This is a genomic window from Streptomyces sp. NPDC042364, assembly GCF_056437585.1.
Genome location: NZ_JBWKAJ010000001.1, coordinates 546,496 through 567,445, shown reverse-complemented (window position 1 = coordinate 567,445; position 20,950 = coordinate 546,496). Strand labels below are relative to the sequence as shown.

The following is a 20,950-nucleotide window of genomic DNA, read 5'->3' as shown; positions in this document are numbered from 1 at the left end:
CTGATCATGAGTACGTCCACTTTGGAAGACGAGATCCGCGAGTTCGTCCTGACCTCGGTCATCGACGAGATGAACATCCTGACGAGCCGCGACGGCATCACCGACGACAGCCCGGTGACGGTCGGCGGGCTGGAGGTGGACTCGCTGAGTCTGATCGAGCTCACACTGCGGCTGGAGTCGCGGTTCGGTGTGGAGATCCCGGACACCGACATCGAGCCGCTGGCCTCACTGACCCTCGGCGGGCTGGTGGCCGAGGTCGTCCGACGCGGTGCGGCGGCATGAGCGCGGAGGCGTCCGCGCCGACCGCCCTCACCACCGACACCGTCCGGGAGCTCCTGGCGGACCGCAAGATCTTCCCCGGTGTGCCCGAGGACCTCGACGAGGACGCCGAACTCGTCCTGGACTCGCTGGGGTTGGTGTGGCTGCTGCATGTGGTGGAGGAGCGGTACGGCCTGGTCGTGGAGCCCGGCGACGACGACATCCTCCAGCTGACCTCGCTCCGCCGGCTCACCGAGTTCCTGCGGGCGGCCCCTCGGGACGCGGCGGAAGGGGGTGGGCACGGTGGCCGGTGAGGTGACGGTGACCGGGTTCGGCGTCCGCACGGCGTTCGGTACGGGCGCGGACGCGCTGCGCCGCGGGGTGTTCGCGGGCGTCCCGTCGTTCGCGCCCACCACCCGGTTCGACACCGGCCCGTACCGCACGCCGATGGCCGGCGCCGCCCCGGACGGCCCGGACGCCGTGGAGGGCTGGGCCCTGCGCCACGCCCTCGCGCGCTGCGGCGCGGAAGCCCTCGACATGGCGGGCCTGCCCCGGGGCGCCGAGGCGGCGGTCCTGCTGGGCATCGCCGGTGACTGCACGGCCATCACACGCTACTGGCGGGACACGGCGCGTTCCGAGGCCGGCCCCGGTTCCCCGGACACGGCGGGAGAACGCGTCGGCGCCCGGCTCGCCGACGCCGTCCCGGCCCGGCTCGCCGAGTCGCTGGCGGTCGGACTGCGGCTGACCGGGCCCCGGCTGACGTTCACCAACGCCTGTGTGGCGTCGGCGACCGCGATCATCCACGCCTGCCGGCTGATCTCGTCCGGCCGGATCGACGCGGCGGTCTGCGCCGGCGGCTATCTGGTGGAGGAGGAGACGTTCGGGAAGTTCGACTCGGGCCGGGCGCTGTCCCGGGACGGCAGGGTGCGCCCGTTCAGCGCCGACCGCACGGGCCTGCTGCTCGGCGACGGGGTCGCGGCCGTCGTGCTGGAGTCGGCCGAGCACGCCCGGCGGCGCGGCGCCCGGCCGCTGGCGAGCGTGGTCGGCTGGGGCGCGGCCACCGACGCCCACCACATCGCGCAGCCGCACCCGGAGGGCCTCGGCCTCGCCCTCGCCGCACGTCAGGCGCTGCGGCTGGCCGGAGACCCGGACGGCGCCTGCCTCGGCTATGTCAACGCGCACGGCACCGGCACCAGGTACAACGACGGTGCCGAGACCCGGGGCCTGCGGGCGGCCCTGCCGAAGCGGGCCGAGTCGGTCCCGGTCAGCTCCACCAAGAGCACCACCGGCCACCTGCTGGAGGCCGCGGGTGTCGTGGAGTTCGTCATCACGATGCTGGCGCTGACGGACGGGGTCCTCCCGCCCACCGCGGGATTCACCGCCCCGGACCCGGAGTGCGACCTGGACTACGTGCCGAACGAGCCCCGCACCGCCGACCTCCACCGCGCCCTCACCATCAACGCCGCGTTCGGCGGCGCCAACACCGCACTCGTCCTGGAGCGGCCGTGACGACCACAGAGAAGGCGGTGCTCCGCTCGCCAATCGCCGTCCTCACCTCCGCCGCCGCCACCCACGGCACCGGCCGTGACGGCGACATCGCGCTGCCGCGGCTGCCCGGCTTCGTGGAGTCGGCGTTCAGTCCGCTGGTGTACGAGGTGGCCGCGCGCTGTCTGACCGCGTGCCCGGGCGACGGTTCCCGTACGGCGGTGGCGCTGGCGAGTCTGATGGGGGACACCACCACCGCGGATCTGGCCAGTACGCGGGTGGTGTCGGGGCGGGTGCACAATCCGCTGCTGTTCATGCAGGCCACGCCCAACTCCGTGCTGGGGCACCTGAGCCGGGAGTTCGGGATCACCGGGCAGATGTTCAGCCTCTCCACCCTCGACGACCCCGTCACCGAACTGCTGGCCATGGCGGACCTGCTGCTGGAGGACCCGGAGCTGGACCGGGTCCTGGTGCTGGGCGTGGAGCTGGGCGGCGGTGAGCGGGTGGCCGCCGCGCACCGCGAACTGACCGCCGACGGCGGCCGCCCGCTCCCGGAGCTGCCCGAGTCGGCCGGTCTGGCGGTGGCGCTGCTGCTCGCCCGCCCCGGCCCCGAGGCACCGGTGACGGTCCGCGCGACGCAGACGTACGACGGCGGGCGTCGGCCGGCGGCCACGCATCCCGGCAGTGTCCAGGGCCTGTTCGACCTGGCCGCCGCCCACCGGCTGCTCCAGCGGGACGGCGGCAGCCGGGTCCTGGTGACCGGCCCGGCGGCACCCGCGTTCCTCCTCAGTTCCGAACGGCTCCCGGAGAGAAACGAGACGGACACCCATGCTCATCAGTAGGCAGGAGCGGGCACGGATCTGCTCCGACGGCGAACTCGGCGCCGGCAACGTGCTGTACCGGCTGAAGGCGTACGGCCGCGCCCTCGACGAGCCCGTCCTGCGGACCGACGGCACCTGGCGCGCCCCCGACGGCAGCCACCCGGAGGTGCTGACGCTCGGACAGCTGTACGAGGCTGTCGAGGCGTACGCGGGCTGGTACGCGGCCCATGGGGTGCGGCCCCGCGACCCGGTCGCCGTCCACTCGTACTCCGCGGCCGAGTTCGCGGTGAACTTCCTGGCGCTCACGGCGCTCGGCGCGATCCCGTCGTTCGTCAACGGCAATCTGTCACCGGAGACCGCCCGCGAGTACGTCCGCCGGCAGGGCGTGGTCGGCGCCTTCACGGACGAGTCGCACCACGAGGTGCTGGCCGGCGCGCCCGGCCTGGGCTTCTGTGTGACGGCCGCCGGGATCCGGCCGGAGGACCGGGACGCGCTCCCGGCCCCGTACCCTTACCGGCACGACCCCACCGACCCCGTGCTGATCTCCCACTCCTCCGGCACCACGGGGCTGCCCAAGGGGGTGCCCCACACGCACCGGACGCTGATGTACGCGCAGCTGCACCGACTGCGCTACTCCACCGGCACCGACATGGAGCGCACGCTGGTCGGTCTGCCGGGCGCGCACAACGCGATGGTGGCGACGCTGATGTACTGCCTGCTGCTGCGCACGGACATCAAGCTGCTGTCCAGCCAGCGGGGCACGGACGTGCTGGACGCCATCGAGGAGTTCCGGCCGACGACGGTGCTGGCCTTCGCCGGGACCTTCGGCGAGATGGCGGCCGAGGACCTGGGGGCGCGTGACCTGTCGAGCGTGCAGGTGTGGTTCAACACCGGGGACGCGGCGCACGAGGCGCACATCCGGGCGCTCGTGCGGCACGGGAGCCATGTCGGGATCGGCCGGGATCTGAGCCGTACGCGGGTCGACGGGTCGGTGTTCGTGGACGGGCTCGGGTCGTCGGAGGCCGGCTACTCGGTCTTCCACAACCGGCACACCAAGGACACCTCGGCGTACTCGCGCTGTGTGGGCAAGCCGATCAGCTTCGCCGAGGCCGCCGTGCTCGCCGAGGACGGAACCCCCCTGCCGCCCGGCCGGATCGGCCGCCTCGGCCTCAAGTCGCCTACGCTGACGCCGGGTTACTGGAACGACTCGCTGACCTGGAACCGGATGCGGCTCGGCGGCTACTGGCTCACCGGCGACCTGGCCCACCAGGACGAGGAGGGCAACTTCTACCACCTGGACCGGGCGCCGGACGCCATCCGCACCCGCGCCGGCATCGTCTTCAGCACCCGCACCGAGGAGCTGCTGCTGGCGGAGGTCCCCGGGCTCGCCGACTGCACGGTGGTCGGGGTCGCCCCCGACGGCGTACGGGCGGACTGGGACGGTGACGGGGAGGCCGAGGCGTACGCGCTGCTCCAGCTCGCGGACGAGGGCCGGGCCGAGGACGGCGGTGTCGGGGGTGTCGGCGGTGTCGGCGGTGTCGGCGGTGTCGGCGGTGTCGGCGGTGTCGGCGGTGAGGCCGACGAGGAGTGGACCGCACGCGTCAACGCCGTGCTGACGGCGGCCGGTTTCCCGCCGGTGACACGGGCGCTGCGGATGAGACCGGACGACGTCGCCAAGGGCGCCACCGGCAAGGTTCTGAAACGAGTGATGCGCGACAGGTTCGCCGCCGGTCCGGCCCCCGCGGCCGCCGCCCCGGCCGACGCCGTCGCCGCCGAGGAGCACGCATGAGCACGAGTACGGGTGGTGACACCGTCAACCACCGGGCCGCGACCGTGGAGGCGTACCGGCTGTGGTGGCAGCACGACGCCCACTGGTACCAGGGGGTGGCCGCCAGGTTCGGGCAGGAGGCGGCCAACGAGATCAACGCCGAGGCGCTGCGCAGGGTCGCCCTGCACGTGGGGCAGCGCGTCGCCCGCCTCGCCGGCCCGCTCCCGGAGTCCGGTGACGGCCGCAAGGACCTTCAGGAGCTGCGCCGCCGGTACGACGACTGCGGCGACCGGATGTTCCCGCCCGAGCTGCGCAACGCCTCCACCGAGGTCGAGGACGACGATCTGATCGTCCTCACGCTGAAGCGGAACTTCGCGATCACCATGGTCCGGATGGCCGGTTCCCTGGAGGGCTACCGCTGCCCCTGCACCGCCGTCCACGCGGGCTGGTCCGAGGGGCTCGGCGTGACCCTGACCGAGAACCGCGCCGAGAGCTGTCTGCGCGACGGCGACAAGGCGTGCCGGCTGCTGATGCGCGTGGCCACGCCCGCCGCGACCGGAACGGAGGGCTGAGGCATGCGGATCCTGGTCGCCGGGGCCACCGGAGTGGTCGGGCACCCGCTGGTGGGCGCGCTGCGCGAACGCGGCCACGAGGTGAGCGCACTCGTACGGAAGGGGGCCCGCGACCGGGCTCCCGGCGCGGACGGGGTGGTGGTCGCCGACGCCCTCGACCGCGAGGCGCTGCTGTCGGCGGTGTCGGACGCCCGGCCCGAGGTCGTCGTCCACCAGATGTCGGCCCTGCGGCTGCTGCGCGACGACCCTCCGGCGGCGTTCGCGCGGACGGCGCGGCTGCGCACCGAGGGCACCGCCAACCTGATCGCGGCGGCCCGCGCGGCCGGTGCGCGCCGGCTGGTCGCCCAGTCCATCGCCTTCGCCGCCGCGCCCGCCGGGGAGCCGGTCCTCGACGAGGACGCGCCGCTGTACGTGGACGCCCCCGATCCCGGCTGGGCGGCGACCGTCCGGGCGGTGGCCGATCTGGAACGGCAGGTGCTGGGCGGCGGCCTGGCGGGCGTGGTCCTGCGGTACGGCACCCTGTACGGCCCCCGTACGGCGTACGCCCGTACCGGAGGGACCGCGCAGGCTGTGCGGGCAGGGCGGCTGCCGCTGCCCGGCGGCGGCGCCGGGATCATGTCGTTCCTGCATGTGGAGGACGCCGTGGGGGCGGCCGTGGCCGCCGTCGAGGCGGACGCGACCGGCGTGTTCCATGTGACGGACGACGACCCGGCCCCGGCCGCGCAGTGGCTCCCGCACTTCGCCCGGACGCTCGCCGCGCCCTCCCCCCGCACGGTGCCGGCGGCCCTCGCGCCCCGGCTGCTCGGCTGGTTCATGGCGCACCAGCTCACCTCCGCCCACGGCGCGGCCAACGACCGGGCGCGGGCGCGGCTGGGCTGGAAGCCGGTGAGACCGAGCTGGCGTGACGGGCTGGGCCGGGAATGACCGGTCCCGACCGCCTCACCGTCTGTGTGATCGGCGCCGGACCGCGTGGCCTGTCCGTCCTGGAGCGGATCCACGCCAACGCCGCCGGGCTCGCACGGCCGGTCGAGGTCCGCCTCGTCGACCCGTACCCGCCCGGCGCGGGCGCGGTCTGGCGCACCGGCCAGCCGGGCGAGCTGCTGATGAACACGGTCGCCTCCCAGGTGACCGTGTTCACCGACGACAGCGTGGACTGCGCGGGGCCCCCGGTGCCGGGGCCCAGCCTGTACGACTGGGCGTGCGCCGTCCGCGACCGGGCCCTCGACGCGGACCTCCCCGCGCGCGCCCTGGACGAGGCCCGGCGGCTCGGCCCGGACAGCTATCCGAGCCGCGCGTTCCACGGCCACTACCTGCGGTGGGTGTTCCGGCACCTGTTACGGACCGCGCCGCCCGGTCTGACGGTCCGGGTCCACTCGACGACCGCCGTCGCGCTGGCCGACGACGCGCCGGACGAGCGGCGGCCCTCCTCGCCGGACGACCCCCTCCCGGGTGCCCGGCAGACGGTGACCCTGGCGGACGGCACCCGGCTGACCGGCCTGGACGCGGTCGTGCTCGCCCTCGGCCACGGCGATCTGACCCCCGGCCCGGAGGAGAGCGGGCTGCGGTCCTTCGCCGACCGCCACGGCCTGACGTACGTGCCGCCCGCCAACCCCGCCGACACCGGCCTCGGCGGGATCGCGCCGGGCGCCCCGGTCGCGCTGCGCGGACTCGGGCTGAACTTCTTCGACTGCGTCGCCCTGCTCACCGAGGGCCGCGGCGGCACGTTCAAGGAGGGCGAGTCCGGTCTCGTGTACCTCCCGAGCGGCAACGAGCCGGTGCTGTACGCCGGTTCGCGGCGCGGGGTGCCGTACCACGCCCGGGGGGAGAACGAGAAGGGCGCGCTCGGCCGCCACGAGCCGCGGTTCCTCACCCCGGAGGTCATCGCCGGTCTGCGGCGACGGATCGACGGCGGCCGGCCGATCGGCTTCCGCGCCGACCTCTGGCCGCTGATCGACCGCGAGGTACGGACCGTCCACCACGAGGCGTGGATCCGCGCCGCCCGGGGCCCCGAGGCCGCCGGCGAGTTCGTCCGGTCCTGCCTCGCGGACGGCGACGGCTCGCGGGAGGCGGCACTGCTCGACCGGTACGCGATGCCGCCCGCCGAGCGATGGGACTGGCGGCGGATCGAACGCCCCTACGGCGAGCGGACCTTCACCGACCGGGCCGGCTTCCGGCGCTGGCTGCTGCCGTATCTGCGCCGGGATGTCGCCGAGGCCCGGCTGGGCAATGTGAACGGACCGCGGAAGGCCGCACTGGACGCCCTGCGGGACCTGCGCAACGAGATCCGGCTGGTCGTCGACCACGGCGGTGTCTCCGGCGCGTCGTACCGCGCCGAACTGGACGGCTGGTACACCCCGTTGAACGCCTTCACCTCGATCGGCCCGCCCGCCTTCCGTATCGAGCAGCTGATCGCCCTCATGGAGGCCGACGTCCTGCATGTACTGGGCCCGGGGATGCGGGTGCGGCCGTCGCCGCCGGGTGGCCGCCACGGGTTCCTCGTGGACGCCGAGTCGGTGAACGAGCCGCCGGTGCGGGTCGACGCGCTGATCGAGGCCCGGCTGCCCGCCGTCGACCTGCGACGGAGCACGAACCCCCTGCTGCGTGAGCTGCTCGCGTCGGGCGCGTGCGGTCCGTACCGGCTGGACGGTCACGAGCCCGGCGGTCTCGCGGTGACCGGCGGTCCGCCCCGGCTGCTTGACGCGGCGGGCCGCGCGCACCCGCGCCGGTTCGCCTTCGGGGTGCCGGTGGAGGGGGTGCGCTGGGTGACGGCGGTCGGCATCCGGCCCGGCGTCGGCTCGGTGACGCTGGAGGACTCGGACGCGATCGCGCGGGCGGCACTGGGGCTGCCTGGTGTCGAGGGCCCGCCCTCCGCCGGTTCCCCGACCGTACGTCGGATCTCAGGCACAGGGAGTCGATGAGTGTGAACACGACGATGTCCGTGGGCACCGACGCCGGGCTGCTCGCCCCCGTCTGGGCGGGCACGCCCGTGGCGGCCGAGGTGACCGACGAGGCCTGGCTGCGCGCCATGCTGGACGTGGAGGTGGCGCTGGCCCGCGCCCAGCACGCGGTCGGGCTGACCCCGGCCGCAGCCGTGGAGGCGATCGCCTCGGCGGCCGACCCCGAACGGCTCGACCTGGCCGCCCTGTCCCACGCCGCGCGTGCCGCCGCCAACCCGGTGGTCGCCCTGGTGACCGCGTTCACCGAGGTCGTCGCCGCGCGGGACCCGGCCGCAGCCGAGTACGTCCACCGGGGGTCGACCAGCCAGGACATCCTCGACTCGGCGGCCATGCGGGTGTCCCGGCGGGCACTCGATCTGATCGCCGGGGATCTGTCCCGGGTGGCCGCGGCCCTCGCCGCCCTGGCCGACACCCACCGGCACACCGTCCTCGCCGGGCGCACCCTGGCCCAGCACGCGGTGCCGACGACCTTCGGGCTCAAGGCGGCGGGATGGCTCAGCCTGGTCATGGACGCGCTGGAGCGGGTGCGTACGGTGGCGGCCGGGCTGCCGGCCCAGCTGGGCGGAGCGGCGGGGACCCTGGCCGCGTACCACGAGTACGCCCTCCTGGACGTCGGCGAGCGGTGCCGTGGCGTGGCCGCCGGGGACAGCGCCGACGGGCAGGCCGTCGGCGGGATCGCCCTGCTCCGTCCCTTCGCCGAGGCGCTGGGGCTCGCCGAGCCCGTCCTCCCCTGGCACACCGTCCGCACCCCCGTCGCGGAACTCGGGGCCGTGCTCCAGCTCGTCACCGGGGCGCTCGGCAAGTTCGCGCTGGACGTGCAGACCCTGTCGCGGACCGAGATCGGTGAGGTGTCGGAGCCCGCCGCGGCCGGACGGGGCGCCTCGTCCGCCATGCCGCAGAAGCGGAACCCGGCCCTGGCCACCCTGATCGTGTCGGCCGCCCGGCAGGTGCCCGCGCACGCCCTCGTCCTGGCGCAGTGCCTGCTCGCCGAGGACGAACGGCCCGCCGGGGCGTGGCACGCCGAGTGGCAGCCGTTGCGGGAGGCGCTGCGGCTGGCGGGCGGGGCCGCGCACACCGCCGTCGAGCTCGCCGAGGGGCTGGTCGTCCACGCCGGGCGCATGCGGGCCAACCTCGATCTGACCGGCGGCGCGATCGTCGCCGAGCGCCTGAACGCGGCGCTCGCCCCGGCCCTCGGCAGGGCGACGGCGAAGAGGCTGCTGGCGTCGGCCTCCTTCGAGGCCGCCGACAGCGGGCGCCCGCTGGGCGAGGTGCTGTCCCGCCGTCCGGAACTCGCCGCCCGCCTCACCCCCGCCCGGCTGGCGGAGCTGCTCGACCCGGCCCGCTACACGGGCGCGGCCGACGCGCTGATCGACCGGGCGCTGCGCGCCCACCAGGACTCCGGAGGCACCCCATGAGCGCCGTGAGCCGGCCGACGAAGGACCCGGCGGTCCCCGCCGCCCGGACCTGGCCCGTCCTCCTGGTCGTGGTCTGCGCCCAGATGCTGATCTGGCTGGACACCTCGATCCTCAACGTCGCCGTCTCCACCCTCGCCGACCCGGCCGACGGTCTCGGCGCGACCCCGGCCGAACTGGAGTGGGTCGCGAGCGCCTACACCCTGATCCTGTCCGGCATGCTCTTCGCGGGCGGTGCGCTCGCCGACCGCTTCGGCCCCCGGAACACCCTGCTCGCCGGGCTCGCCCTGTTCGGCGCCGCCTCCGGCGCGGGCGCCTTCGCCGACAGCCCGGCGTGGCTCGTCGCGGCGCGCGCCGTCATGGGCGCGGGCAGCGCCCTGCTGATGCCGGCGACCCTGACGGTCATCGTGCAGGGCACCCCGGAGGAGAAACGCACCCGGGCCATCGCGATCTGGAGCTCGTCCAGCGGCCTCGGCGTGGCCGTCGGCCCGGTCGTGGGCGGCGCGCTGCTCGACCGCTTCTGGTGGGGCTCGGTGTTCCTGGTCAACGTGCCGATCGTGGTCCTGTGCCAGGTGGCGGTCGTGGCCGTCGTCCCGGACCTGGGCGGCGCGCGGCGCCGGGTCCTCGACCTGCCGGGCCTGGCCCTGTCGGTGCCGGGCCTGGGCGGCGTCGTCTACGGCGTCATCGAACTCGGCAACGGGCGCGCCTGGTACGGCACCCATGTCCTGCTGCCCTTCGCGGCGGGCTGCGCGCTGCTCGCCGTCTTCGTCGCCGGGCAGCGCAGGTCGGCGACGCCGAGCCTGGATCTGCGGCTCTTCAAGCAGCCCGGGTTCACGGCCGGGAGTGTGGTGCTGCTGCTCGCCTTCATGGCGCTGGCCGGGCACCTCTTCTACGCGGCCTTCTATCTCCAGGGGCCCCGCGGGCTCTCCCCCGCCGACGCCGGCCTGGTCATGATCGCCGCCGCGGTCGGCATCGTCCTCGGCAGCCAGGCCTCCCCGGCGGCGAGCCGGTGGCTGACCGCCCGCTGGACGGTCGCCTCCGGTGTCCTCGCCACCGCCGCCACCTACGTCGCCTACGCCTGGCTCGACGGGCGGACCCCGCTGTGGATCATCGCCGCCCTGCTGTGGATCCAGGGCTTCGGCATGGGCCTGGTCGGCACGCCGGTCACCGCCGTGATGATGAGCGGGGTGCCGCCGCGGCTCGCGGGGGCCGGGTCCGCCGTCAACAGTGTCACCCGGCAGGTCGGTGGCACTCTCGGCGTGGCCCTGGCCGGCTCGGTCCTCTCCGGCGTGTACCGGGCACGCATGGCCGACGTCGAACTGCCGGGCGCCGGGCAGGGGCTCTCCCCCGCCGCCGAGGAACAGGCCCGCACCTCCGCCGAGGCGGCCCGCTCGCTCGCCGGGTCGCTGCGCCTGCCCGAGCTGGCGACGGCGGCCGACCGCGCCTTCCTCGACGCGATGTACGCCGCCACGCTCTCGATCGCCGCGCTCGCCCTCGTCGGGTTCGCGGTGTCCGCCGTGGGCCTGCGCCCTCGGGCGGCGCCGATCGACCGGGAGCGGACACAGCCGTTGGAAGCAGCGAGGAGAGGGAGCACACGATGACACCGACGACGGCCCGTTCGGTCCTCGTCACCGGCGGGAACCGGGGCATCGGCCTGGCCATGGCCCGGCGTTTCGCCGCGGCCGGCGACATGGTCACGGTGACCTACCGGGGCGAGGAGCCCCCCGCGACCGAGAACGTCCTCGCCGTACGGTGCGACGTCACGGACGGCGATCAGGTGGACCGGGCGTTCAAGGAGGCGGAGGCGGTCCACGGCCCGGTGTCCGTGCTGGTCGCCAACGCGGGTGTCACCCGGGACCGGCTGCTGCCGCGGATGTCCGAGGCCGACTTCACCTCCGTCGTCGACACCAACCTCACCGGGGCCTTCCGGGTCGCCCGGCGGGCGGTGCGCGGGATGCTCCTCGCGGGCCACGGCCGTATCGTCCTGATCTCCTCCACGGCCGCGCTGCACGGCGCCCCCGGCCAGACCAACTACGCGGCGGCCAAGGCGGGCCTCGTCGGCTTCGCCCGCGCCCTCACCCAGGAGCTGGGCCCCCGCGACATCACGTGCAACGTCGTCGCCCCCGGTCTCACCGAGACCGACATGAGCCGCGCCCTCACCCCGGAACAGCGCCGTGAGCTGCTGCGCGGCACCCCGGCCGGCCGGCTGGGCCGTCCCGAGGAGGTCGCCGACGCGGTGGTGTTCCTGGCCGGCGCCGGCTACGTACGCGGCGCCGTGATCCCGGTCGACGGAGGCGCCGGCCTGGGGCACTGAGGCCGTCGGGGCGGGGCACCACCGGCGCCCGAGAGCAGGGTGGGGAGGGGCCGAGGGTGCCTCCCCCTCCCCACCCGATCCACTACCGGCGGCCGCGCAGTTCCCGGTACTTGGCGACCAGCGCCCGCGTGGACGCGTCCAGCCCCGGGACCTCGGCCCCCTCGGTCAGCGCGGGTTCGACCCGCTTGGCGAGGACCTTGCCCAGCTCGACGCCCCACTGGTCGAAGGAGTCGATGTTCCAGACGGCGCCCTGGACGAACACCTTGTGCTCGTACAGGGCGATCAGCTGCCCGAGGACCGACGGGGTCAGCTCCCGGGCGAGGATCGTGGTCGTCGGGTGGTTGCCCTTGAACGTCTTGTGCGGCACCAGCTCCTCGGCCACGCCCTCGGCCCGCACCTCGTCCGGGGTCTTGCCGAAGGCCAGCGCCTGGGTCTGGGCGAAGAAGTTGGCCATCAGCAGGTCGTGCTGCGCCCTGAACCGGTCACCGAGGTCGGCGACCGGCTCGGCGAAGCCGATGAAGTCCGCCGGGATCAGCTTGGTGCCCTGGTGGATCAGCTGGTAGTAGGCGTGCTGCCCGTTCGTCCCCGGCGTGCCCCACACCACCGGCCCGGTCTGCCACTCGACCTCGCGGCCGTCCCGGTCCACGTACTTGCCGTTGGACTCCATGTCCAGCTGCTGGAGGTACGCCGTGAACTTGGACAGGTAGTGGCTGTACGGCAGGACCGCGTGGGACTGGGCGTCGTGGAAGTTGCCGTACCAGATGCCGAGCAGGCCCAGCAGCAGCGGCACATTGGACTCGGCGGGCGCGGTGCGGAAGTGCTCGTCGACGATCCGGAAGCCGTCGAGCATCTCCCGGAAGCGGTCCGGGCCGATCGCGATCATCAGGGACAGACCGATGGCCGAGTCGTAGGAGTAGCGTCCGCCGACCCAGTCCCAGAACTCGAACATGTTGGCGGTGTCGATACCGAAGTCCGACACCTTCCCGGCGTTCGTGGAGAGCGCGACGAAGTGCTTCGCGACGGCCTCGGGGCCCGCCTTCAGCTCGGTCAGCAGCCAGTCGCGGGCGGAGGTCGCGTTGGTGATCGTCTCGATCGTGGTGAACGTCTTCGAGGCGATGACGAACAGCGTCTCCGCGGCGTCCAGGTCCCGTACCGCCTCGTGCAGGTCGGCCCCGTCGACGTTCGACACGAAGCGGACGACCAGGTCGCGGTCGGTGTAGGAGCGCAGCACCTCGTACGCCATGGCTGGGCCGAGGTCGGAGCCGCCGATGCCGACGTTGACGATGTTCTTGATGCGCCGCCCGGTGTGCCCGGTCCACTCGCCGGAGCGGATCCGCTCGGCGAAGCCGGTCATCCTGTCGAGGACGGCGTGCACGGCCGGCACCACGTTCTCGCCGTCGACCTCGATCACCGCGTCACGCGGCGCGCGCAGCGCGGTGTGCAGGACGGCGCGGTCCTCGGTGGTGTTGATCTTCTCGCCACGGAACATGGCGTCCCGCAGTTCGAACACTCCGGTCGCGGCGGCCAGCTCCCGCAGCAGCCGCAGTGTCTCGTCGGTGACCAGGTGCTTGGAGTAGTCGACGTGCAGATCGCCGACCTCCAGGGTGTACCCGGTGCCGCGCCCCGGGTCGGCCGCGAACAGCTCCCGCAGCTGTACGTCGCCCAGTCGTTCCCGGTGCTCGGCCAGCGCCGTCCACTCGGGCGTCTGGTTGAGCCTGGTACGGCTTTCTGCGTTCATCTCGGACTTCAGCCTTCTTTCCTACTGGTCCTGCGTACCTTGCCCCGCTGCCGGTCCCAACCTAATGGAGCACGACGGGTCACGGGTTGCCGTCCCGTCGTCGTCCGGCTCAACAACAGATACGTCCACCTGGAGCGCCGGTGTCAGCGCGGTGAAGGACAGGTCGGGGAATGCAGAAGTCGGCGCCCGGCCCACATGTGTCCGGCCGGACACCCTGGGGTGCCCGGCCGGCCTCGACTCTCAGATCTCGCCCCGCAGTTTGGCGAGCGCCTCGGCGAGGATCGCCTCGCCGTCCGCGTCGCTGCGCCGCTCCCGCACATAGGCGAGGTGCGTCTTGTAGGGCTCGGTGCGCGGTGGGTCCGGCGGGTTCTCCCGGTCCTGTCCGGCCGGGAAGCCGCAGCGCGGGCAGTCCCAGGTGTCGGGGACCTGCGCGTCGCTTGCGAAGCTCGGCTGGGTCTCGTGTCCGTTGGAGCACCAGAAGGAGATGCGAAGCCGGGGTGCGGACTCGCCGCGCTCGGCTTCGCCCATCGGCCCCGCCCCGACCCGGCTTCCTCGGATCGCGTTGCCACTTGCCACGGTCGTAACTCCCTGCGTGATGGTGCGGCGAAGCGAGTCGGCGTTTCGCTTCGCTGCGAGCGCCTCAGTCTACGTAAGGCCCAACGCGCGTCCAGTGATTGGAGTTACATCCACCCCAGACGCAAGCCCCATGATAGGCCGCGCTCGAAGTCGCGTACCCGGCATGGGGCTTTACGTGCGGATTGGTGCGTCCGTGACGCAGGTCAGTTGGTGACCTTCATCAGGATGCCAAGTACGACAATGCACGCGAACCACAGCAGACCGACCACGACGGTGATCCGGTCGAGGTTGCGCTCGGCGACCGAGGAGCCGCCGACGGACGACTGCATTCCGCCACCGAACATGTCGGAGAGACCGCCGCCCTTGCCCTTGTGCATCAGCACCAGCAGCATCAGCAACCCGCTGAAGACGATCAGGGCGATCGAGAACCCCATAACCACGGCTGGACCAACTTCCTCGGATCTGGATGGACGACACGGGGGCATGGCGACAGCGCCATGCCCCCGCAAGACTACGACGTTCCGCCGCTAGCGCCTACTCGCCTTTCTCGGATCGCCGCCGGGGCGCTCTGATCCGGTGTCGAGAGGCCGACCGTGCTCAGCCCTACGGGCTTCCGCGCGCTCGTCCTCTCGACACCGGCCGCGCCCCGACGGCTCACTGGTCGCGGAAGCGCACGATCTTGACGAACTCGTCCGCGTCGAGGGAGGCACCGCCGACCAGGGCGCCGTCGATGTCGGCCTGCGCCATGATCTCGGCGACGTTGCCGGCCTTGACGGAACCGCCGTACTGGATGCGGACCCGGTCGGCCAGCTCCTGGCCGTACAGCTCGGCCAGCTTGGCACGGATGGCCGCGCAGACCTCCTGGGCGTCCTCGGCGCCGCAGACCTTGCCGGTGCCGATGGCCCAGACAGGCTCGTAGGCGATGACGACGGTCTCGGCGTGCTCGGCGGGGACGTCCTTCAGGCCGCCCTCGACCTGGGCGAGGGTGTGGGAGACGTGGTTGCCCGCCTCGCGGACCTCCAGCTCCTCACCGACGCAGAGGATCGGGGTGAGGCCGTGCTTGAAGGCGGCCTTGACCTTGGCGTTGACGATCTCGTCGGTCTCGTCGTGGTACTGGCGGCGCTCGGAGTGGCCGACCGCCACGAAGGTGCACTTGAGCTTGGCCAGCATCGGGCCGGAGATCTCGCCGGTGTAGGCGCCGGAGTCATGGGCCGACAGGTCCTGCGCACCGTACTTGATCTTGAGCTTGTCGCCGTCGACGAGGGTCTGCACGGACCGCAGGTCGGTGAAGGGCGGCAGGACCGCGACCTCGCAGGCCTCGTAGTCCTTGTCGGCCAGGGCGAAGGCGAGCTTCTGGACGTGGGCGATGGCCTCGAGGTGGTTGAGGTTCATCTTCCAGTTGCCGGCCATCAGGGGCAGGCGGCCGTTGTCAACAGTCATCGAGGGTCAGTCCTCCAGTGCGGCGAGGCCGGGGAGCGTCTTGCCCTCGAGGTATTCGAGGGAGGCGCCGCCACCGGTCGAGATGTGGCCGAATGCGTTCTCGTCGAAGCCCAGGATGCGCACGGCCGCGGCGGAGTCTCCGCCACCGACGACCGTGAACGCCTCGGAGTCGAGGAGAGCCTGGGCGACCGCCTTGGTGCCCTCGGCGAAATCGGGGTGCTCGAAGACGCCCATCGGCCCGTTCCAGAAGACGGTGGCCGCGTCGGCGATCTTCGAGGCGTACAGCTTGCGGGTCTCCGGACCGATGTCCAGGCCCATCTGGTCGGCCGGGATGGCGTCCGCGGCGACGGAGGTGGGGTTGGCCGGGGCCTTGGCCTTCAGGTCCGGGAACGCGGACGAGACGAGGGCGTCGACGGGCAGGACCAGTTCGACACCGGTCTTCTCGGCGCGCTCCAGGTACTCCGCGACGGCCGGGAGCTGGTCCTCCTGGAGGAGGGAGCCGCCGATCTCGTAGCCCTTGGCCTTGAGGAAGGTGTACGCCATGCCGCCGCCGATGAGGATGCGGTCGGCCTTGCCGAGCAGCTGGTCGATGACGGCGAGCTTGTCGGAGACCTTGGCGCCGCCGAGCGCGACCACGTAGGGGCGCTTGACGTCCTCGGTGAGCTTCCTGAGGACGCCGACCTCGGTGGCGATCAGGTAGCCGGCGTAGTGCGGCAGCCGGGCCGGGAGGTCGAAGACGGAGGCGTGCCCCCGGTGCACGGCGCCGAAACCGTCGCCGACATAGACGTCGGCGAGTCCGGCGAGCCGGTCCGCGAAGGCGGCGCGCTCGGCGTCGTCCTTCGACGTCTCACCGGCGTTGAAGCGCAGGTTCTCCAGCACGGCGACCTGGCCGTCGGCGAGGCCCGTGACGGTGGCCGTGGCGGACTCGCCGACGGTGTCGGTCGCGAACGCCACGTCGGCGCCGAGGAGTTCGCCGAGGCGGGCGGCGGCGGGGGCGAGCGAGAAGGCCGGGTCCGGGGCGCCCTTGGGGCGGCCCAGGTGCGAGGCGACGACCACGCGGGCGCCCGCCTCGGCGAGCGCCTTCACGGTGGGCAGGACGGCACGGATGCGGCCGTCGTCGGTGATGGTGGTGCCGGACAGCGGCACGTTCAGGTCGGCGCGGACGAAGACCCGCTTTCCGGCGACCGGGCCGGCGAGGAGTTCGTCGATCGTCTTCATTGAGGGGACTCCCGGAGAGGACTTGTGGTGCTCGTGATCGTAAGAGGGCCCCGTGATCGTAGGAGGGCCGTTTCGCACGTGAGTCAGGGCCCGGGCGGCGCGTCGCTGCGCCGCCCGAGCCCTGCCGTCACATCAAGTGCCTGTTTCCGTCGATCAGAGCTGGTTGCCGACGAAGACCGTCAGGTCGACGAGGCGGTTGGAGTAGCCCCACTCGTTGTCGTACCAGCCGAGGATCTTCACCGACGTGCCTTCCTGGACCATGGTCAGGGAGGCGTCGAAAGTGCAGGAGGCCGGGTCGCTGACGATGTCCGAGGACACGATCTGGTCCTCGGTGTAGAACAGGATGCCCTTGAGGTCGCCGTCCTCGGAGGCCTTCTTGAAGGCGGCGTTGACCTCGTCCTTGGTGACCTCGCGCTGCAGCGTGACGACCAGGTCGGTGGCCGAGCCGGTCGGGACCGGGACACGCATGGCGATGCCGTCGAGCTTGCCCTTGAGCTGGGGCAGGACCAGCGCGGTGGCCTTCGCGGCACCGGTGGTGGTCGGGATGATGTTCTCGGCGGCGGCGCGGGCGCGACGCAGGTCCGAGTGCGGGAAGTCCAGGATGCGCTGGTCGTTGGTGTACGCGTGGACCGTCGTCATCAGACCCTTGACGATGCCGAAGTTCTCGTCGAGGACCTTGGCCATCGGCGCCACACAGTTGGTGGTGCAGGAGGCGTTGGAGATGACGTGGTGGTTCGCCGGGTCGTACTTGTCCTGGTTGACGCCCATCACCACGGTGATGTCCTCGTCCTTGGCCGGAGCCGAGATGAGGACCTTCTTGGCGCCGCCGGCGAGGTGCTTGGCGGCGTCGGCCTTCTTGGTGAAGATGCCGGTGGACTCGATGACGATGTCGACGCCCAGCTCGCCCCACGGGATGTCGGCGGGGTTGCGCTCGGAGAGGACCTTGATGGTGTGGCCGTCCACGGTGATCGTGTCGGCGGTGTGCGACACCTCGGCCTTGAGACGGCCCAGGATGGTGTCGTACTTCAGGAGGTGTGCGGTGGTCGCGGTGTCACCCAGGTCGTTGACAGCCACGATCTCGATGTCTGCACCCTGCTCCAGCAGCGCGCGGAAGTAGTTACGACCGATGCGGCCAAAGCCGTTGATGCCTACGCGGATCGTCACGAACCGATCTCCTCGTTGGTACGCCGGCTCAGTGCCGGCGAGCTGTATGGGATGTCCCCGACCGCCTCCGACCCTACCTCCCCGGGGCCCGTCGAGTGACATCGAGATGCCCTATACATGCCGGTGCGATCCGTACCCGCCAGTAGGGGTACGGACCGCCCGGGTTTTACAAGGTGATTACCTTTTGAGCGGCCCCCCGATCATCTGATTTCAGACGTTCGGGGTGACCTCTCAAGGGCCTGTCATCAGCCCTTCGGAGCAGTCGGTGCTCACTTCCTCAGTGCCGACAGCGCCCTGCCGAGAAGAGCCGTACGGTCGGCCGCCGCCGGCACCTGCTCCAGGCCGAAGCCCAGCAGCACGGTGTCGTCCGTGGTGACCGCGCCGAACGTCTTGAACAGTTCGCCGGACAGACCCCAGTCCCTGACGACCGCCGGGCTGCCCGCGGGCGGGCCGGGGGTCTTCCAGGCGCCGAGCGACGTCTCGAAGCCCTCGGTCGCGCCGGCGGTGCCGCCGGTGACGACCGTGGTGTTGTCGAGCAGGACGCCACGGCCGCCGGAGCCGGGGTCGGTGATGTAGCTGAAGGACACCTCGACCGACTTGCCGGCGTAGGCGGACAGATCGAACTCGACCTGCTTCCAGCCGTCGGAGGCCCCGGTGAAGCTGTTCCAGGCGCCGCTGGTGCCGGTCGGCGTGCAGCCGGCGGAGCCCGGGGTCAGGTACCGCCTCAGCGCAGGGTGGGCCTGGATGAAGTAGCCGGCCTCGCACTCGACGGGCACGGCGGTGGAGGTGGCGCCGCCCGCCTCGGGCAGTGTCGTCCAGTCGTCCGCCCCGGCGGTGTGCGCCTCCAGCACGGCGTGGTCGTAGCCCTCCTCGGTGTTCCACAGGATCCGGGTGCGCAGCGTGGGCTTGTCGGCCGCGCTCACCGAGGTGAGGTCGATGGTGCGGGTGAGCCGGTTCCAGGCGTAGTCGGAGTGGGTGACCGCCGCCATGGACGCGCCCTCGTACGGGCCGTACGGGTTGACGGTGCCCGGGTACTGGCCCGCCCCCGCGCTCGCGAACTGCGGGAAGGCGTCCGCGGGCAGGGCGTCGGAGGTGAGGCCGAACGAACCGGCCGTGTTGAGCGGGTTGCCGGGCGCGTCGCCGAGCGTTCCCGTGAAGCCCGCGAGCCCGCCGCCGCCCGTGAAGGCCTTGGCGTCGGGCAGGGACGTACGGCTGTAGGCGCCCAGGTAGTACTGGCTGAAGTCGTTGGACAGGGTGCCGCCGCCGAGGTCGACGGAGCCGCCGGCGCTCTCGCCCGCCTCGATCAGCTTGCCGCCCTCGTTGAGGTAGGCGCGCAGTTCGAGCTGGGTGGCGACGCCGGGGCGCACGGCGCCCGTGTAGTGGACGACCTGCTTGAAGTGCTTCAGTACGCCCAGCGCGTCGGGAGCGCCCTGGGTCGCGACGTCCCAGACGAGCGCCTTCTTGCCGTTGGCCTTCAGCGCGTCGGCATAGGTCTGCGCCTGGGTCGCGGTCGCGCCCTCCTCGGCGACGACGAGGGTGTCGGCCTTGGGCCGCTCGGCGATCGTGTAGGTGAAGCGCTCGCTGCGGGTGGGCTTGCCGCTCTTGGTCTCGCCGGTGAACCAGACCTCGACCTTGTCGCCGGGCTCGCCGTCCTGGACCTTCGCCCGGTACTCGTCGAACCAGAGGTTGTCCTCACCGCCGAACGTCTCGCCGCCCTTCCAGGGCCTGAGCGTCTGGTCGTAGGTCCGGCCGCGGCCGTTGATCCGGTACTTCAGCTCCTTGTCACGTACGGACCTGCGGGCGACGACGGAGATCTCCTGGTCGGCGCCGCGGGAGTAGGACGTGGTGAGGGGCGCGGGGGTGAAGTCGGGAGCCTCGAGGCCCACCGCGGACTTCGGCCGGTCCGGCCTGGCGGCGGACTCGGCGACGGAGAGCGCGAACGGGATGTTCTTCTCGAACTCCTGCTTGATCAGCTTCTCGTCGTCGGGGAACGTGAAGACGGAGGCGCAGTCCTCCGGCTTCCAGGCGTCGGCCGGGTCGATGTTCGACGCGGTCTGGCACGTCGACATCTCGGGGGTGAACATCGGCGTGCCGTTGACGTTGGCCGCGTGGCCGTCGGCCTCGCCGTTGGTGGTGTACAGCTCCGAGGAGAGCTGGGGGTGGTAGCCGGGGACCGCGGGGTTCTCCGGGGTGCCGGCCAGCGCCTCGTAGAGCACGTCGTCCGGGGTGGGGGTGGCCACCTGCCAGCCGACCCCGTAGAGGATCAGTTCGGCGGCGGAGTGGTAGTTGATGCCGTATTCGAAGCCGATGCGCTTCTCGAAGGCGTCCAGGGCCTTGGTCTCGGGCTCGGAGCCCGGGGTCGCGCCGCGGTAGGTCTCGCTGGTGGGGAACGGGGACGAGCCCTCGTTGTCGTAGCCCCACTTGTAGGCGAAGTTGCGGTTCAGGTCGACGCCGTCACCGACGGTGATGGCCTTGTCGCCGTTGATGTCGCGCAGGTTCTTGCGCCACTGGCGGTTGCCATCGGCCTTGTGCGTGAAGTCGTAGCCGTCCGGGTTGGCGGAGATCACGAACCACAGCTCGGTGGTGTCGACGATCTTCTTGATCCGCTTGTCCGTCTTGTAGCTGTCCAGGTAGTGGTGCATCAGCCGCCGGGTCATCTCCGGCGTGATCCACTCACGTGCGTGCTGGTTGGACAGGTACAGGACGGAGGGCCTGGCGCCGTCCTTGGTCTTCTTCGCGTTCCTGGTCACCTTGAGCGCGAGGATGTCCTGTCCCCGGAGGGACTTGCCGATGGAGACCACCTTGGTCAGGGAGGGGTGTTCCCGACCGGTCCGGAGGATCTCCTCCTTGAGGTTGCCGGCGCCGCTGTAGGGGCGGTAGACGCCGTCGCCGGCGGCGTCCACCCGGGCCTCCGCCTTGCGGCTGAGCTTGTGCTCCTTGAGCTCGACGCCCTGTTCCTCCAGGGCCTTCGCCTGCTTGTCGGTGAGATAGACCTCGACCGACGCGGTGCCCTTCTCCGGCGCCTGCTCGCTGAGTTCGTGACCGTCCTGCCCGGCCGCGAGCAGCAGGGGTACCTGCTTCTTCGTGACCTCGGCGCGGAAGACCTTGACCTCTTCCGCGTCGCCGGAACCCTCGTTCTCGGCCGCCTGCGCGAACGGCGCGAGCCCGGCGCCGCCGCCCAGCAGGAGCACGCCCGCGGCGAGGATCGATCTCGCTCTTCGTCTCAT

Annotated in this window: 18 protein-coding genes; 11 read left to right on the top strand and 7 right to left on the bottom strand. The window is 72.3% G+C overall.

Annotation, left to right across the window (positions count from 1 at the left end; translation table 11 throughout):
• Positions 1-6: 6 nt before the first annotated feature.
• From AC067N_RS02405 to fabG, 11 genes are read left to right on the top strand one after another with little or no spacing between them, the layout of a single operon-like run.
• Complete coding sequence (locus AC067N_RS02405; protein ID WP_478676994.1) at positions 7-282, top strand: acyl carrier protein; 276 nt, start codon at positions 7-9, stop codon at positions 280-282.
• The gene (locus tag AC067N_RS02400) at positions 279-572 is read left to right on the top strand and encodes an acyl carrier protein (protein WP_478676993.1); all 294 of its coding nucleotides are present in this window, start codon (positions 279-281) and stop codon (positions 570-572) included. Before AC067N_RS02405 ends, AC067N_RS02400 begins: the two co-directional genes overlap by 4 nt.
• Entirely contained in the window at positions 562-1,767 is a 1,206-nt protein-coding gene (locus tag AC067N_RS02395) for a beta-ketoacyl-[acyl-carrier-protein] synthase family protein (protein WP_478676992.1), read from the top strand. The genes AC067N_RS02400 and AC067N_RS02395 overlap by 11 nt, the downstream gene beginning before the upstream one ends.
• Complete coding sequence (locus AC067N_RS02390) at positions 1,764-2,585, top strand: hypothetical protein (protein WP_478676991.1); 822 nt, start codon at positions 1,764-1,766, stop codon at positions 2,583-2,585. Before AC067N_RS02395 ends, AC067N_RS02390 begins: the two co-directional genes overlap by 4 nt.
• Positions 2,572-4,353, top strand: a complete 1,782-nt coding sequence (locus AC067N_RS02385; protein WP_478676990.1) for a class I adenylate-forming enzyme family protein — start codon at positions 2,572-2,574, stop codon at positions 4,351-4,353. The genes AC067N_RS02390 and AC067N_RS02385 overlap by 14 nt, the downstream gene beginning before the upstream one ends.
• Positions 4,350-4,904 carry a hypothetical protein gene (locus AC067N_RS02380; RefSeq protein ID WP_478676989.1) on the top strand — a complete coding sequence of 185 codons (555 nt, stop codon included), beginning with the start codon at positions 4,350-4,352 and terminating at the stop codon, positions 4,902-4,904. Before AC067N_RS02385 ends, AC067N_RS02380 begins: the two co-directional genes overlap by 4 nt.
• 3 nt (positions 4,905-4,907) lie before the next feature.
• Entirely contained in the window at positions 4,908-5,828 is a 921-nt protein-coding gene (locus tag AC067N_RS02375; RefSeq protein WP_478676988.1) for an NAD-dependent epimerase/dehydratase family protein, read from the top strand.
• Positions 5,825-7,822 (top strand): FAD/NAD(P)-binding protein, encoded by a 1,998-nt coding sequence (locus AC067N_RS02370; protein ID WP_478676987.1) that lies wholly within the window; start codon positions 5,825-5,827, stop codon positions 7,820-7,822. Before AC067N_RS02375 ends, AC067N_RS02370 begins: the two co-directional genes overlap by 4 nt.
• Entirely contained in the window at positions 7,819-9,276 is a 1,458-nt protein-coding gene (locus tag AC067N_RS02365; protein WP_478676986.1) for a nitrosuccinate lyase, read from the top strand. Before AC067N_RS02370 ends, AC067N_RS02365 begins: the two co-directional genes overlap by 4 nt.
• Positions 9,273-10,874 carry an MFS transporter gene (locus tag AC067N_RS02360; protein WP_478676985.1) on the top strand — a complete coding sequence of 534 codons (1,602 nt, stop codon included), beginning with the start codon at positions 9,273-9,275 and terminating at the stop codon, positions 10,872-10,874. The genes AC067N_RS02365 and AC067N_RS02360 overlap by 4 nt, the downstream gene beginning before the upstream one ends.
• A complete protein-coding gene (fabG, locus tag AC067N_RS02355) occupies positions 10,871-11,587 on the top strand; it encodes a 3-oxoacyl-ACP reductase FabG (RefSeq protein WP_478676984.1) in 717 nt (238 codons plus the stop codon). The genes AC067N_RS02360 and fabG overlap by 4 nt, the downstream gene beginning before the upstream one ends.
• Before the next feature lie 82 nt (positions 11,588-11,669).
• Here the strand turns inward: fabG and pgi are convergent, their stop codons facing one another.
• The 7 genes from pgi to AC067N_RS02320 form a co-directional block, all read right to left on the bottom strand.
• The gene (pgi, locus tag AC067N_RS02350; RefSeq protein ID WP_478676983.1) at positions 11,670-13,325 is read right to left on the bottom strand and encodes a glucose-6-phosphate isomerase; all 1,656 of its coding nucleotides are present in this window, start codon (positions 13,323-13,325) and stop codon (positions 11,670-11,672) included.
• 240 nt (positions 13,326-13,565) lie between these two features.
• A complete protein-coding gene (locus tag AC067N_RS02345; protein ID WP_078649359.1) occupies positions 13,566-13,901 on the bottom strand; it encodes an RNA polymerase-binding protein RbpA in 336 nt (111 codons plus the stop codon).
• A gap of 203 nt (positions 13,902-14,104) precedes the next feature.
• The gene (gene secG, locus AC067N_RS02340; RefSeq protein WP_478677182.1) at positions 14,105-14,335 is read right to left on the bottom strand and encodes a preprotein translocase subunit SecG; all 231 of its coding nucleotides are present in this window, start codon (positions 14,333-14,335) and stop codon (positions 14,105-14,107) included.
• Between the two features lie 220 nt (positions 14,336-14,555).
• Complete coding sequence (gene tpiA / locus AC067N_RS02335; RefSeq protein WP_079049203.1) at positions 14,556-15,311, bottom strand: triose-phosphate isomerase; 756 nt, start codon at positions 15,309-15,311, stop codon at positions 14,556-14,558.
• A gap of 36 nt (positions 15,312-15,347) precedes the next feature.
• Complete coding sequence (locus AC067N_RS02330; protein ID WP_478676982.1) at positions 15,348-16,559, bottom strand: phosphoglycerate kinase; 1,212 nt, start codon at positions 16,557-16,559, stop codon at positions 15,348-15,350.
• Positions 16,560-16,712: 153 nt separating this feature from the next.
• Positions 16,713-17,723: a type I glyceraldehyde-3-phosphate dehydrogenase gene (gene gap, locus AC067N_RS02325; RefSeq protein ID WP_055514348.1), complete on the bottom strand. Its 1,011-nt coding sequence runs from the start codon at positions 17,721-17,723 to the stop codon at positions 16,713-16,715.
• Between the two features lie 269 nt (positions 17,724-17,992).
• Positions 17,993-20,950, bottom strand: coding sequence for a M14 family metallopeptidase (locus tag AC067N_RS02320; protein ID WP_478676981.1), 2,958 nt, complete (start codon positions 20,948-20,950; stop codon positions 17,993-17,995).